Source organism: Pseudomonas sp. zbq_18 (assembly GCF_043102245.1).
Lineage (GTDB): Bacteria > Pseudomonadota > Gammaproteobacteria > Pseudomonadales > Pseudomonadaceae > Aquipseudomonas.
This window is the reverse complement of record NZ_JBICIT010000010.1, coordinates 114,543-129,817: the sequence shown is the minus strand read 5'-3', so window position 1 is coordinate 129,817 and position 15,275 is coordinate 114,543. Positions and strand designations below refer to the sequence as shown.

Here is a 15,275-nt window from a genome sequence, read left to right as displayed (position 1 = left end):
TAACTGTATAAATAGACAGTTGTCGTATCCATGCTCTCACCGCTCGACCCCAGCCTCTACTACCTCACCAATTTCCACACGGCCCTGACCTGGGTTGCCGGACGCTATGCCGACTTGCTGGAGGCCAGCGAACAGGCCTTTGTCGACGAGTTCCTGGCCCTGCCGACCACCGCTCAGGCACTGCTGGTGCGCCTGCTGATGCGCAAAGGGCCGCACTTCCGCGCCAGCAAGCTGAGCTATGCAGAAATCGGCGATATTGGTAGTGCTGCCGCTCCTTTGCTGGAGCGCAACTGGCTCATCGACGATGCTGAACTAAGTCTGCATGAGCTCTTTACCCTCCTGCGCAAGGATGAGCTGCTGGCGTGCTTGCCCGAGACGTTGGCCATGCGCAGCAGGAACAAAACTGAATGGCTGGAACAACTGCGAGCGCACTACCCACAGGCCAAGCCCCTGGAGCAATGGAGCCCCGGGCTGGACCAACTGTACAGTCTGACCATTACCCCCTTATGCGATCGTCTGCGCTTGCTGTTTTTCGGCAACCTGGCACAAGACTGGTCGGAGTTCGTTCTGGCTGAACTGGGTATCTATCGCTACGAAAACGTCGAGATCAGTGCGGACTCTCGAGGCTTTCGTTGCCGCCGGGACATCGACGACTACCTGCACCTGCGCGATTGTCGCGAGCGCCATGAGGCCGGTCTGGAGGCCAGCCAGGTACTCGCGGCGTTGGGCGAGTTCAGCAGTGACAATCCCTACTTGGCCGCACGCCACGCCAAGCTACTGTTCCAGCTTGGCCGGCAACTCGAACGTGAAGACAAACTGGCTGCGGCGGCATCGCTATACGCCGCCAGCGCGCATGGCGAAGCCCGCCAACGCCAGGTACGCGTGCTGGAAAAGCTCGGCGATTATCAAACAGCACATACGCTTGCCTGCACGGCCCTGGAATCACCACGCAACGCTGCCGAAAGCCAGGCACTGGAGCGCATCCTGCCACGCCTGTGCCGCCAGCTCGGCTTGGTTAGACCACTGCGCAGCCCTGTCCTGGCGACACCCCTCTTCGAACTGGAGCTGCCGCAGCCTCCCGAACTGAGTGTGGAATGGGCCGTGCTGAAGCACCTGCATGAAGACCGAGCACCGGTTTTCTACGTGGAAAACACCTTGATCTGCGGCTTGTTCGGCTTACTGTGCTGGGACGCGATTTTCGCCCCCTTGCCCGGCGCATTCTTCCATCCCTTCCAGGTGGGTCCGGCTGATCTGCATGCTGCCGACTTCCGTAACCGCCGTCAGGCGCTGTTCGAAGCCTGCCTCAGCAGGCTGGATGACGACAGCTACCCGCAGCACATTCGCGCCACCTACGAGACCAAGTTCGGCATCCTCTCGCCCTTCGTGCACTGGGAAGTGCTGACACCTGAACTGCTGGAAACCGCCCTGCTCTGCCTGCCAGCCGCGCACCTACGCGCCTGGTTCGAACGCCTGCTCGACGATATCCGCGCCAACCGCGCCGGTATGCCTGACCTGATCCAGTTCTGGCCTGGCGAGCGTCGCTACCGAATGATCGAAGTAAAAGGCCCCGGCGACCGCCTGCAGGACAACCAGAAACGCTGGCTGGCGTTTTGTGCCGAGCACAGCATGCCGGTCCAAGTCTGCTATGTGCGCTGGAGCGAAACGCTGTGAGCTACTGCGTGGCTGTACGCGCGCTATGCGAGTTCACTGCCAAGGAGGGCGATCTCGACCTGCGTTTCACTCCCGCGCCAACTGCGGCCGAAGGCATGGCCGGGCACAGCACCGTGGTCAGTCGGCGCGCGGCGGGCTATATCGCCGAGTTGCCATTGAGGGGTAACTATCCGGGCCTGCAGGTGAGCGGTCGCGCCGACGGCTACGATCCCGCGCAAAACCTGCTGGAAGAGATCAAGACCCACCGCGGCGATGTGGCGCGCATCCCACACAATCACCGCCTGCTGCACTGGGCTCAGGCCAAGGTCTACGGCTGGCTGTTGTGCGACATGCAGGGGTTGCAAGAGATCGACCTGGCAGTGGTGTACTTCAACGTGATCTCGCAGAAGGAAACGGTTTTTCGTGAATCCTTCACCGCCGAGGATCTGCGGATATTCTTTGAGCAGCAATGTGCCCGCTTCGTCGCCTGGGCCGAGCAGGAAAGCGCTCATCGAGATGAGCGCGACGCCAGCCTGGAGCGCCTGCGCTTTCCCTACCCCAGCTTTCGCCAGGGTCAGCGTCAGCTCGCCGAGGCCGTGTACCGCGCCGCCCGCGATGGCCGCGACCTGCTGGCCCAGGCCACCACCGGGATCGGCAAGACCCTGGCCACCCTGTTTCCCCAGCTCAAAGCCTTTCCCGGTCAGCAGCTGGATCGGCTGTTCTTCCTCACCGCCAAGACGCCGGGTCGGCGCCTGGCCCTGGATGCCCTGGCCAACCTGCGCGCGCAGGAAAACGACATGCCGCTGCGAGTGCTGGAGCATGTGGCACGCGACAAGGCCTGCGCCCACCCGGACAAGGTCTGCCATGGCGAATCCTGTCCGCTGGCCAAGGGCTTTTACGACCGCCTGCCCGCTGCGCGCAGTGCCGCGCTGCAGCAACGCTGGCTGACCCACGAGATACTGCGCGAAATCGCCCTGGCCCATCAGGTATGCCCTTACTACCTGAGCCAGGAGCTTTGCCGCTGGAGTGACGTGGTGGTGGGCGACTACAACTACTACTTCGACATCAACGCCTTGCTGCATGGCCTGACCCAGCTCAACGGCTGGCGCGTTACCCTGCTGGTCGACGAAGCGCACAACCTGATCGACCGCGCCCGCGGCATGTACAGCGCGGAGCTGGACCAGGCCGCGTTCAACGCCATGCGCAAGCTCGCCCCAGCCAAGCTCAAGCCAGCGCTGGAGCGCGTCAGTCGCCACTGGTACCAGCTGCATCGCGACCAGGAAGAGCCCTACCAAATCCAGCCAGCCTTGCCGGACCTGTTCATCGTCGCGTTGCAGAAAGCCGTTGGTGCGATCACCGACCACCTCACCGATCAGCCAGAAGGTAACCAGGCCGCGCTGCTGCAGTTCTACCTCGCCGCCATGCTGTTTTGTCGTCTGGCCGAGGCCTACGGCCCGCACTCGTTGTTCGACATCAGCCTGCACCAGCCCATCGGCCCGCATGGTCTGTCGACTCTATGCCTGCGCAACATAGTGCCAGCGCCTTTTATCGCCCCGCGTTTCGCTGCAGCCCATAGCTGCACGCTGTTTTCCGCCACCCTCAGCCCCGGCCACTACCATGCCGACCTGCTGGGCCTGGCCGAGGACACACAATGGCTGGAGGTCGAGTCCCCTTTTCGCGCCGAACAGCTACAAGTACATGCCATTCGCAACCTCTCCACCCGCTACCAGCATCGCGAGGCCAGCCTAGCTTCCGTGACCCGCCTCATGGCCCAGCAATTTCGCGAGCAGCCCGGTAACTACCTGGCCTTCTTCAGCAGCTACGCCTATCTGCAGCAGGCGCTGGAACACCTGCAGGCCGAGCACCCGGACATCCCGGTATGGGCGCAGTCACGCAGCATGGTTGAAAGCGAACGCCAGGCTTTTCTCGATCGTTTCAGCCCCCACTCACGTGGCATCGGTTTCGCTGTACTCGGTGGGGCTTTCGGCGAGGGTATCGATCTACCCGGCAAGCGGCTAATCGGTGCGTTCATTGCCACCCTTGGTCTGCCGCAGGTCAACCCGATCAACGAGGAAGTCAAAGCGCGCATGCAGCAGATGTTCGGTAATGGCTACGACTACGCCTACCTGTATCCCGGCCTGCAGAAGGTGGTGCAGGCTGCCGGACGTGTGATCCGCACCACCGAGGACAGCGGGGTGGTCTATCTACTGGACGACCGCTTCACCCGTCGTGAGATACACCAGTTGCTGCCCAGCTGGTGGCGGGTCGAACACCGCATGCATTAAACGGTGCGGAATATGCCGCTACACACTTTGCAACGACTCAGCACTTGAGGAGGTCTGCACAAGCCTTATCCTGCGCCCGTGACGCCGGGCCCCTCTGACGGTTAATTGCCGCCATGTCGGAGTCATAGTTGGTACAACTACGACTTTAAGGAGGGGCTCATGAGCACCCTAGAAACGTTTCTTTTCGCCGACTTCCTCGGCACCGCCACTTGGCTGTGGCTCTCGTTCCTGGCTGTAGTGATCGCCCTGCTGGCTTTCGACCTGGGTGTTCTGCACCGCGAAGAACGCGAAATCGGCGTCAAGGAAAGCCTCCTGCTTTCTGCCGGTTATGTCTCCATGGGCTTGCTGTTCTCCGTCTGGGTGTTCTTCCAGAAAGGCGGCGACGCCAGCATGGACTACCTCACTGGCTTTCTGATCGAGAAATCGTTGTCCATGGACAACGTCTTCGTGATTGCCCTGATCTTCAGCTACCTGGCCATTCCTCGCCTTTATCAGCACCGCGTGCTGTTCTGGGGCATCCTGGGCGTGATCGTCCTGCGCGCCATCATGATCGGCCTGGGCGCCGCACTGATCAGCACGTTCGACTGGATTCTCTACCTATTCGGCGCCTTCCTGCTGCTGACCGGCTTGAAGATGTTGTTCTCCAAAGTCGATCACCAGCCTGACCTGTCGCAGAACCGATTCGTCAACTGGTTACGCAATCACCTGCCGGTGACCGACCACCTGCACGAGCAGCGCTTCTTCGTACGCCTGCCCGATGCCAGCGGCCAGCTCAAGCTGTGGGTGACACCGCTGTTCCTGGCGCTGATCCTGATCGAACTGGCCGACCTCGTGTTCGCCGTGGACAGCGTGCCGGCGATCTTCGCCATCACCCAGGACCCGTTCATCGTCTACACCTCGAACATCTTCGCCATCCTCGGCCTGCGCGCCCTTTACTTCGCTCTGGCCGCCATGATCCACCGCTTCGCCTACCTGAAATACGCCCTGGCCCTGGTGCTGGTATTCATCGGCGGCAAGATCTTCCTGCACGACATCGTCGGCAAGATTCCGGCCGAGATTTCGCTGAGTGTGACCGTGGGCCTGCTGGCAGGCGGCGTACTGCTGTCACTGTGGAAGACCCGTAAGCACCCCACTCACAAGCTCGAATCCTGATCGGAGGACCGCATATGAAACCTTCTAAACCGCTGCTGCTGGGCCTGGGCATGCTTGCCCTGGCGGGCTGCGACAGCGCCGAGCAGGCTGCCGCCAGCTTCGCTGAAAAAGTCGAAAAAGCCGCCGTCGAACAAGCTCGCGAGAGCTTTGGCGAAACCGTCAAGGAGCTCGACAAGCAGGTTGAGCAGCTCAACGACAAGATCGACCAGGCTCAGGAAGGCACTCAAAAATGGCTGAAGCAGGCGCAGCCGAAGCCAGAGGACGAACAACCCCGACAGGACGCGGAAAGCGGGAAACCACAAACCCTGATAGAAACCTGATCAAGCCAGCAGCCACAGCGGTAAAACAGCCTGTCGCGCACGGCAAGTCGTATTTGCGTGGATCGATCGCCAGGCCTCCGGTTGCTGTGCGACGCCGCAGCTGGGCGACCCAAAGCGCTCAGCTGCACCTGGGCGACCAGGGTGATTCATACAAAAGACGAACGAGATCGTTAAACCTGCAGGCTACTTACAAATTTTTCACTCAAATCGATACCCTGCCACGAGGTAATTCAAGGTAAATTCGACCGCACTGCCTGACAGTGATGCAAACAGCCAGATGACACAAAAGCTGCGCATCGTCGAAGTACCATTTGCACGGGGTTGGCGAGCATGTCGCCAAATAGACAAGCCCGCTGGGGATATGAATGAAAAGGCTTGTGCTACTGACCGTCGTTTTGACGCTCATTACAGGTTGCTCCGCAACCGCTCAGACTTATGAAAAAAAAGGCCGTAAAGGGCTGAATATCAACTGCTCCGGACTGACTTCCAGTTGGGAGCGCTGCGAAGAGAAAGCCGCTCGTGCCTGCGGTCAGCAAGGTTACAAAGTACTGGCCAGGGCTGGCGATGATGGTGAGGACGATCCAGCAGACTTTCTCTTCGGTCTTAACCCCGCCGGCTTCTCCAGCCGCAGTCTGGTCGTTCTCTGTCGCTGATAAATAAGCGGTAGATCGGGCGACTCCCTTCCCTATGGCGGCAGCCAGAGAGATGAATCGACCTTAGTGCCGCAGGCACAAAAAGTGGCAAAAATTCGAGGGTAGCCGAAAGCATCAGGCATAAAAAATCCAGCCATCGTTAGATGACTGGATTTTCTAGGGTTTTTTGGTCGGGACGGAGTGATTCGAACACTCTACCCCTTGCACCCCATAAAGGTAATTTATCTACCAACGTAATCCAAAGAAATCCAAAAATTGCCTTAAAACCCCTATAAACTGGGGCCTCTCACAGGTTTCACTGTCCAATCGATTGCTATACCATCCAATCAAAGCCTACGAGAAACGGTGACCATACGGTGACCAAGCTAGGAATGCGATGGCAACGATAACTGACAAGCAAATGGCTGCTAAGCCTGCAAAACCAACCTGGCTGATTGAAGATGCTCCTCGTGGATGCGGTCGCTTCATGGCAAGGCTCAGGCCAAACGGCGAGCGACACTTCTACTTCCGCTATACGAACTCAAGCAGCGAGCGCGTCTTTCTTCCGCTGGGCGTCTATGACCCTGCCGGAATAGACGGCCTGACTCTAAAAGAAGCCAGAGCTAAAGCAGGTGAACTTTCACGCCTCTATCAAGGCGGCGTTCGTGATCTACGCGAACACTTCCAGGCAGAAGAAGAAGCGAAGACAGCCGCAAGAGAAGCGGAGCAAAAGCGCCTTGCTGCCGAGAAGGCTGCATTTGAGGCGGCTGAAGCAAAGCAAGCGGCAAGAAAAACAGTTCAAGACCTCTTTGACCACTGGGCCAAGGTTGATCTGATAAACCGAAAAGATGGCGGAGATGAGGTACGTCGGATGTTCAAAAAGGACGTCCTCCCCCTGCTTGGGACATTGCCACTTGAAGAAGTCCGCAAAGGCCACATCACTGAAGTAACTGACGCATTGTTGGCCCGAGGCGTGAACCGCATGGCTAAGTTGATTTTCAGCCTGATGCGCCAAATGTTTAGATTTGCCGTAGATCGAGATCTGCTTGAGCATGATCCCACCGCAAGCATCCGGAAAGCCAAGATCGGCGGGAAAGATGTCGAGCGGGACAGAGTACTCAGCGATGAAGAAATATCTTCGCTTGCGAAGCTTTTGCCAGACGCAGGCCTTCTCGTTTCAACTGAGGCTGCTATATGGATTGCCTTATCCACATGCTGCCGAATAGGCGAACTCATGAATGCTCGCTGGGAAAATGTCGATCTAAAAGCAGGGACATGGCTTATTCCTACTGAAGATAGCAAGAATGGGAAGGCTCACACAGTAACGCTATCCAATTTTTCCAGATATCAATTCGAAAGAATAAAAGCAATTTCAGGTAAATGCCAATGGTGCTATCCAAACACCAAAAAGACAGGACCAGTCTGCTCCAAAACAGTCACCAAGCAACTTGGTGATAGGCAACGAAAACCAGATCAAGCCACAATGAGCAACCGAAGCGCCAACTCTCACGCTCTTCTACTAAAAGGAGGCAAGTGGACACCTCATGACCTGAGACGGACAGGAGCTACGATCATGACAGCTTTAGGCGTTTTACCGGAGGTAGCTGAGAGATGCCTTAATCACACAGAAGAAAACAAAGTAAAAAGAACTTACCAAAGACACAGCTACTCGAAAGAAATGTCAGAAGCCTGGAACTTACTAGGCGCGCACCTGCAAAAAATAACGGAACAATAAATAAGCATCAAACATCTTAGATGCTACGCTATTTTATCAAAGCCCGCGCAGCCTTATTTTCGATAATAAAATCGAGAATGAATTGACGCAAATCATCCAGATCAAAGGCATCACCAAGCCCCGACTTTGAAACCCCAACCAAAACATCATCCGCTATAATTCGTGAAATCTCATAATTCTGACTCTGCCTGCTTTTAAATTTTTTACCCTCAAGCACACTCAAAATAACAGACTCAACAATTTTAATATCACTTTGTTTTAGACGACCACGCCTAGGTGCACCACCACCTTTAATGGCGCGAGACCTTATTTCAGGCGAGACCCTAGAGTAGATTTCCTCAAGATAATCTATAAATTTCTTAGCACGCAGACACTCAGCAGAGTAATCATCATCCATTCCTTCACGCAAACAGCGATATGCGCTCGCCAGACTAAAGCGAACAACATTAATAAGATCCTCCTCACGGCGAGAGCTTCTACCAGGCCTTTCCGCCCTCGCACACAACTCATTCAAATATAAATCAAAATTATCAATTTCATCTATTTCTCTTTCTGCCACATCAAGCATTGATTGCATAAATTCCGAATACATACCAACGCCATCAAAGTATCTAGGACACCTATCCAGCACGGCACGTGCCCGATGGCAGAGCGCATCAAATCGCCCATAAGACTCTATATGAGATTCATTAATTTCATTTTCAGCCAATCTACGCCTTTGTTCATGAACCCAGTCATTTAAAATACTTAAGGAACTGCATTCACCCATGTGAAGATCATCATCATCCAATTTAGCCACTTCATCCCAAGCTTCTCGTATAGAAACCCACTTGAAACCTGCAGCATCTATGTCGCCACCCACATATTTCATCAAAAAATTAACAAGGGTTCCACCCTTAAAAAATATCAAGTGGAGCGGTATAAAAATAAATTCAGCATTAATACAGAAATCCTCAACCAATCTAGAGCGCACCAACTTTGTCGGCGCGCAACTAGGATTGAGCTCCCATCTCAAGAAAAAACCCTCAGAATAGTTAACTTCTTTAGGCATTAAAACTTCAAAAGAGCCATTAGTAATCAATACACCGTAATGAGCAGCTTTCGGCACAGCAAGCTTCATAAGCCTATCTCCTCAATTTCACAATAAGCCTAGCACTCCCCTTCCTCAGTCCGCACATGACAAACGACTGAGAGGCCCACAGCTTCATCATCCTCGCCACCCAAGTCTATGCCATCACGCCTGCTCGCTTTCTGCATCCCCAAAAGAGGGAGCGCCAAAAGCCTGCGATAGCTGCGATTGTAGTCGCAGCTATCGCAGGCTTCTGATACCCCCTCTCCCAAAACACCAGCGCCTACCAGAAAGATCCAATCAATTCAAGACCGGCGCATACAGGTAAAAAAATCCCACTAAGTAGAACCAGTGAACGCCCTAGGGCACAGGCATAGCATCGCCTCACCAACTCGGAGGCAATCAAATGACCAACACCCGCGAACCAGAGGCGAAGACTTTCGAAAGGGATCCAACCGCCCTACTTCGAGCCGAGTACTTCGCCAATGCACACAACTCACTATCCAAGCTGTGGATAAAGGAGACGGACGCACACACAGAAACAACATCAAAAACCCAAATCATTCGGCTAGGCCAGCTAACGCAGATGCTTTCGATTTCACGCTCCTGTGTTTATGACTGGCTGAATCCAAAGTCACCAAGGCACGACCCATCATTTCCGAAACAAGTTCGGCTCTCTGGGCGCAAAAGTGGTGGCGCAGTAGGTTGGCGACTGGAATCAGTTATCGCATGGCTAAACAATCGCGACCAACAAGATATCTAAACATCACCATAGAAACTTTGAATACAAGCCAAAGAGAGAAAATAAAATGAATCAAGACATCACCAATGAAACAATCCTAACTGCACTCAATGAGTTCCCCCTGCTTAAAGATATGGTTATTGAGGTAGCCGAAGCAACACAAGCACCATTGGAGTTAGTGTTAGCCTCAGCGCTTTCAACTATTTCGCTCCTATGCCAACCACTGATTGATGTAGAGCGACCAGGAAAAATGATCGGCCCGGTCTCTCTAATGGTCATCAGCATTGCACAGTCCGGAGAAAGAAAGTCAACAGTTGAAAGCATGTTTATGGGTGCCGTCCGGGTATTTGTAATAAATGCGATTAAAGCACATGAAAAAGAGTTACTTGTATGGCGAATCAAATCAGAAGCCTGGGAAGCAAGAAAGCGCAAAATCATTAAAGAGATGAGCGATCATCCTGAGACCGATCCAGCGTACAAACATTTTGAAAATGAATTAATTCTCCATCACGAACTGAAACCCGAACGGCCGCGCGCATTCAATCCAATCTATGAAGACGCCACTACCGCAGCTCTTCTCAAGGGAATGCGTCTTGACTGCCCTTGGGCAGCATTGATGTCCAGTGAAGGAATTTCTGCCTTAAAGGGAGTGTTTAATGATTTCGGGAAAATTAATGCGCTATGGACAGGTAGCACCATTGATGTAGCAAGGGCAACCGTAGAAGGATGCTCACTAAATGATGCCCGTCTAACCATAGGGATTATGATTCAACCCCAAATACTAAAGGAATATCTTGAGGGGAAGGGAGATCGCGCTCGATCTGTAGGCTTACTATCTCGCGCCTTAGTCTTTAACCCAGAGTCGACCCAAGGAAAGCGATTCATTAACAAACGACCAATAAACAAAGAAGTCATTGCGCGCTACCAGTCACGAGCAAACCAACTTCTTGAAAAAAGTATTCAACGACTTCGCAACATCACAGAAGAGAAGGAAATCATCAAGTTCTCTTCAAGCGCCGCCGAATACTGGACAGAATCATATAACAATATCGAATACGAACTACAAAAAGGTGGCAAGTATGAACGATCAAAAGATCACGCATCCAAGCTTAGCGAGAACATCGCCAGAGTGGCTGCCCTCTTGCACTACTTTGAATTTGGCAATGGCATTATTTCATTAGCAGAGCTCAAGTCAGCAGAGAAAATCGTACTTGAGTGCTCAAAAACATTCCGAAACGAGTTCACCTTCATGCCTAACATCATCAGCGATGCAGAAACCCTACACGCCTGGCTACAATCAAACTGCAAACATTCAACACTATTTAACTGGGTCGAAAAAAATACAATCCTGTACAAAGGCCCAGGGAAATTCCGGACAGTTTCGAAGTTAAACCCACTCCTCGACTGCCTTGAGGCCAAAGGAAAAATTACTGTTGACTACACTAAAAAACCTGTACGCATTATACTAAAGCGCAACAACTAGCGAACAATTAACCTCAAAACCGGCCTTGCGCCGGTTTTTTATTTTTCTTGATTCGAATTTATTACAACAACACATAACCGCATTGACATCACCACCAAAAAGGAACTCCCCACATGTCATTGCAGTGCCCCCGCTGTCATTCACCCAAAGTCGCTTCGTTCCATCACGCCATGAAAGCCGGCGCTGCTATCGGCGCGGTCGGTGGTCTCGCACGCGGCGTCAGTGCTGCTCTGGCAGGCGGCAAGGCCGGCGCAGCGCTCGGCGTAATCGCCGGTCCTGTCGGTATCACACTCGGCTCGGTATCGGGCGCCATCCTCGGTGGCCTGGCCGGAAGCGTCGGTGGCTGCGCGCTCGGCGCTCAGCTTGGCGAATCGCTCGATCGCCATGTGCTGGCTCACAACCTCTGCCTGCTCTGCGGTCACCGTTTTAACCTGCCGGCCTGATCCGGACATCGCCCTCCTATTCCTTACACATCACTGATTGCCGGTGCTGCGCTCTGCGCGGCGCTTTATGCCGGCCTGCACCCAAAGGAAATTCGTTATGGCTCATCAAATCGAACAAATGGCCTACGTTGGCGCTACTCCGTGGCACGGCCTGGGTAACAACCTGCCGCAGAAACAGCCCATCGAAGTCTGGCAACGCGAAGCCGGTATGGACTGGCAGATCCTGGAAAGCCCCGTGCACTTCAAGTCGGACGCCATCGGCCATCTGGGCACGATCCACTCGTTCTCCGAACAGAAGGTGCTCTACCGCTCAGACACCAAGGCACCACTGTCGGTGGTCTCGCAGCGCTACCACACCGTGCAACCTCGCGAGGTGCTGGAGTTCTACCGTGATCTGACCGAGGTATCTGGCTACGAGCTGGAAACTGCTGGCGTGCTCAAGGGCGGCCGCAAGTTCTGGGCACTGGCACGCACCGGCCAGGGCGCCGCGATCAAGGGCAACGACCAGGTGAATGGCTACCTGCTGCTGGCCACGTCCTGCGACGGCACCCTGGCCACCACGGCAACCCCCACCACCATTCGCGTGGTCTGCAACAACACCCTCACCATCGCTCTAGACGGCACCAGCCGTGCAATCAAGGTGCCGCACAGCACCCGCTTCGACGGCGATCTGGTGAAGAAGCAGCTCGGCATCGCCGTCTCGCAATGGGATGACTTCATGTACCGCATGCGCCACCTGGCTGAACGCAAGGTGCAGTGGCATGAGGCGCTGGGCTTCTTTATGAACGTGATGTGCGAGACCAGCCCGACCGGCGCCTTGCCGGAGCAACTGCCCAACGAGCGCGCCCTGCGCAAAGTGCAGGAGCTGTATGAAGGTCGTGGCCGAGGCAGCCAGCTGGACTCGGCTCGCGGCACAGCCTGGGGCTTGCTCAACGCCGTGACCGAGTACGTCGATCACGAGCGCCGGGCACGTAGCACCGAGTACCGCCTCGACTCCGCCTGGTTCGGCCAGGGCGCACAGATCAAGCAACGCGCTCTGGAAACGGCCCTGCAACTGGTCGCCTGAACTTATACCTACTCCACCCCATAACGCCCGACCCGCTTCGTTGCAGGTCGGGCGTTTCCATTTCTGCAAGGTGAACGCTATGAAAGCTACTTCATTGAATCGCAACACCAGCAAGTCCCGTCCGGCTCTGCGCTTGGTCAGCACCAAGGAGCTGCCCCGAGAGGACTGGCTGCAGATCCGCAAGCAAGGCATCGGCAGTTCGGATGCAGCTGCGGCCGTGGGGCTGAACCCCTACAAGTCGCAGCTGGAACTCTGGATGGAGAAGACCGGTCGCGATGCTGGCATGCCCAAGGCTGATCCTCAGGATGAGGAAAGCCCGATGTATTGGGGCAACGTACTGGAGCCCATCGTTGCCTGGCATTACAGCAAGCGCACGAAGAACAAGGTGCGGCGCATCAACGCCGTGCTGCAGCACCCGGATCCAGAGCTGCCCTGGATGCTGGCCAACATCGACCGCGAGGTGATCGGGGCCGACGATGTACAGATCCTAGAATGCAAGACAGCCGGTATAAACGGGGCTCGCCTCTGGAAAGAGGGCGTGCCGGAGTATGTCCAGCTACAAGTAATGCACCAACTCGCGGTCACCGGCAAGCAGGCCGCAGATGTGGCTGTGCTGCTCGGTGGCCAGACGCTGGAGATCCACCGTATCGAGCGGGACGAGCAGATGATCGCTCGCCTGATCGAGCTGGAACGCAAGTTCTGGCACTACGTTGAAACCGACACACCACCACCGGCTGATGGCACGACTTCCGCTGAATCGGCCCTGCGCTGCCTTTATCCGGATGACAACGGTCAGGTCGTCGACTTTCGTGGCCATGCCGGACTGGCCGCAGCCTTCATTGAACTGAAGGCCGTTCGTCAGTCGATTGCCGACAAGGAAAAGCGCGAGGCTGAGCTAAAGCAAATGCTGCAGCAGGCCATGGGCGATGCCAGCAGGGCGGAGTTTTCCAATGGCTACGTCAGTTGGCGCAAAGCCAAGGACAGCATCGGCCTCGATGTCGCTCAACTGCTCAAGGACAAGCCCTACCTGCAGGCCAAGTACCCGCTGCTGAAACCAGGTGCACGGCGCTTCCTGGTCGGCTGAAGCCCAACTCCTCCAACTCTTCCATCCCCTTGGCCAGTCCGTGCAGTTACAGCTGCATGGCTGGCCTTTTTCATTTCCAGGAGACTCACCATGCTCAAAGGTCTGGCTATCACTCCGCCGGTGCTCGGGCGGATTTCCATCGGTAAGGTCATCGAGAAGAACGGCAAGCGACTGCCGGAGAAGGATGACCAATTCACCATCACCTCCCAGGTGCAGGGTAAGGACGGCTGGCTGCTGCATCCGCTTAATGACGAGCTGCGCCAGGGCAAGGACGACAAACTGCGCAGCATTCCGGTACGGCTTCTGTTCAATGAGCCGGAGCTGAATTTCCGAGCCGACTACACTCTGTTCGACCGGCAGTCCGGACGCCCTGTCTGTGTCGGCAATGGCGAAACCTGCAAGCGGGTCACGCAGGACGGCATGCAGTCGCTGCCCTGCCCTTCACCGGATGCCTGCCCGCTCGCCAAAGGTGGTGCCTGCAAGCCCTATGGCCGACTGAATGTGGTCATTGGTGATGAGGATCCACTGGGCAGCTTCGTATTTCGCACCACTGGCTTCAACAGCATCCGCACCCTGGCCGCGCGCCTGCATTACTTCCAGGCCATCTCGGGTAACCGCCTGGCTTGTCTCCCGCTGGAGTTGCGCCTGCGTGGCAAGTCGACACGCCAGAGCCATGGCACGCCGATCTTCTACGCCGACCTGACGGTACGCGGCGGCATGGATATGGCTGAAGCGCTGGTGACTGCAAGTGAACTCGATTCGAGGCGGCAAGCTGCTGGCTTCAATCAGGCTGCACTGGATGAAGCTGCGAGACGTGGCTTCGGCAATGGTGCCTTCGAGGACAGCGAGGAGGATGTCAGCGCCATCGTTGAGGAGTTCTTCGCCAGCACGGAGCAGGCGCCCGAGAGCCAGCGCGAAACAGCATCGCCTGCGCCCAACTCGCTGGCAGGCAAGCTCGAAGTACTCGCCAACAAAACCAACTAACTAACCCTGTGCCTGCCAACTCCAGGCAGGCATTCGGAGACTAGACATGACACTACTGAGATTTTTGCTGTGCTTATTCACCTTCATCGGCGCGTTGGCTGCAGCAGGCGCGATGGTTATCAGCGTTCTGCTGATGCTGCGCTTCCCACCGCTGCTGGTCGCTGTGGTCTTGGCCTGCTGGATCCTCTGCAAACTGCTAAAAGCCTTTCGCAAGCCGGGCCAAACCAAAGCCACAACCCCTTCAGCGCAGTGATACGGCCATGCCTATCAGCAAGGGGTCAACGACTATCCAATTGGGAGAATCAAAATGGGCCGACAGTGTTTGATCTGCGAGTCCAAGGCCGTCATCACGTGCGAGGCGGCCAAAGGTCTTGCATTACTTCTGGGGCTGCTCGACGTCACCTGTACTAGGCACAAGGCGCGCTTCGGTGAAGGGTAAGCCACGATGCGCTTGCCAGGGCATCACAGAAACCAACTCATCGCCACAAAGACCTAACTGATCTCCGCGCTCGCAGCATTATCCATGCCCCTCATTTCTTGCCCGCTACTTGATGAGCCGGTAACATCTTTCCCCTTATAAACGCATACCCTTGAGGGGGCTGCGTCCTTTCTGAGCGCATAATAGCGCTC

At 55.6% G+C, this 15,275-nt stretch carries 14 protein-coding genes; 13 read left to right on the top strand and 1 reads right to left on the bottom strand.

Annotation, left to right across the window (positions count from 1 at the left end; translation table 11 throughout):
- Positions 1-30: 30 nt before the first annotated feature.
- From ACF8C6_RS09320 to ACF8C6_RS09295, 6 genes are all read left to right on the top strand, one after another.
- Positions 31-1,671, top strand: coding sequence for a VRR-NUC domain-containing protein (locus ACF8C6_RS09320; RefSeq protein ID WP_392499036.1), 1,641 nt, complete (start codon positions 31-33; stop codon positions 1,669-1,671).
- On the top strand, positions 1,668-3,935 hold the full coding sequence (locus tag ACF8C6_RS09315) for an ATP-dependent DNA helicase (protein ID WP_392499035.1): 2,268 nt from the start codon (positions 1,668-1,670) through the stop codon (positions 3,933-3,935). Before ACF8C6_RS09320 ends, ACF8C6_RS09315 begins: the two co-directional genes overlap by 4 nt.
- Before the next feature lie 159 nt (positions 3,936-4,094).
- Positions 4,095-5,087: a TerC family protein gene (locus tag ACF8C6_RS09310; protein ID WP_392499034.1), complete on the top strand. Its 993-nt coding sequence runs from the start codon at positions 4,095-4,097 to the stop codon at positions 5,085-5,087.
- 14 nt (positions 5,088-5,101) lie between these two features.
- The gene (locus tag ACF8C6_RS09305; RefSeq protein WP_392499033.1) at positions 5,102-5,407 is read left to right on the top strand and encodes a hypothetical protein; all 306 of its coding nucleotides are present in this window, start codon (positions 5,102-5,104) and stop codon (positions 5,405-5,407) included.
- 365 nt (positions 5,408-5,772) lie between these two features.
- Positions 5,773-6,060, top strand: a complete 288-nt coding sequence (locus ACF8C6_RS09300; protein ID WP_392499032.1) for a hypothetical protein — start codon at positions 5,773-5,775, stop codon at positions 6,058-6,060.
- A gap of 376 nt (positions 6,061-6,436) precedes the next feature.
- Positions 6,437-7,774 (top strand): tyrosine-type recombinase/integrase, encoded by a 1,338-nt coding sequence (locus ACF8C6_RS09295; RefSeq protein ID WP_392499031.1) that lies wholly within the window; start codon positions 6,437-6,439, stop codon positions 7,772-7,774.
- A gap of 28 nt (positions 7,775-7,802) precedes the next feature.
- Here ACF8C6_RS09295 and ACF8C6_RS09290 read toward each other — a convergent pair whose 3' ends face one another.
- On the bottom strand, positions 7,803-8,894 hold the full coding sequence (locus ACF8C6_RS09290; protein WP_392499029.1) for a hypothetical protein: 1,092 nt from the start codon (positions 8,892-8,894) through the stop codon (positions 7,803-7,805).
- Between the two features lie 355 nt (positions 8,895-9,249).
- Between ACF8C6_RS09290 and ACF8C6_RS09285 the strand changes: the two genes are divergently transcribed.
- The 7 genes from ACF8C6_RS09285 (at position 9,250) to ACF8C6_RS09255 (ending at position 14,898) form a co-directional block, all read left to right on the top strand.
- Positions 9,250-9,606 (top strand): helix-turn-helix transcriptional regulator, encoded by a 357-nt coding sequence (locus ACF8C6_RS09285; RefSeq protein WP_392499028.1) that lies wholly within the window; start codon positions 9,250-9,252, stop codon positions 9,604-9,606.
- A 46-nt stretch (positions 9,607-9,652) separates the two neighbouring features.
- A complete protein-coding gene (locus ACF8C6_RS09280) occupies positions 9,653-11,068 on the top strand; it encodes a YfjI family protein (RefSeq protein WP_392499026.1) in 1,416 nt (471 codons plus the stop codon).
- Between the two features lie 113 nt (positions 11,069-11,181).
- On the top strand, positions 11,182-11,511 hold the full coding sequence (locus tag ACF8C6_RS09275) for a hypothetical protein (protein WP_228723569.1): 330 nt from the start codon (positions 11,182-11,184) through the stop codon (positions 11,509-11,511).
- Between the two features lie 97 nt (positions 11,512-11,608).
- On the top strand, positions 11,609-12,577 hold the full coding sequence (locus ACF8C6_RS09270; protein WP_392499025.1) for a DUF932 domain-containing protein: 969 nt from the start codon (positions 11,609-11,611) through the stop codon (positions 12,575-12,577).
- 79 nt (positions 12,578-12,656) lie between these two features.
- Positions 12,657-13,661 (top strand): YqaJ viral recombinase family protein, encoded by a 1,005-nt coding sequence (locus tag ACF8C6_RS09265; RefSeq protein ID WP_038606410.1) that lies wholly within the window; start codon positions 12,657-12,659, stop codon positions 13,659-13,661.
- A gap of 90 nt (positions 13,662-13,751) precedes the next feature.
- Positions 13,752-14,645 (top strand): hydrolase or metal-binding protein, encoded by an 894-nt coding sequence (locus tag ACF8C6_RS09260; protein WP_392499024.1) that lies wholly within the window; start codon positions 13,752-13,754, stop codon positions 14,643-14,645.
- 46 nt (positions 14,646-14,691) lie between these two features.
- A complete protein-coding gene (locus ACF8C6_RS09255) occupies positions 14,692-14,898 on the top strand; it encodes a hypothetical protein (protein WP_392499023.1) in 207 nt (68 codons plus the stop codon).
- Positions 14,899-15,275 lie beyond the last annotated feature (377 nt).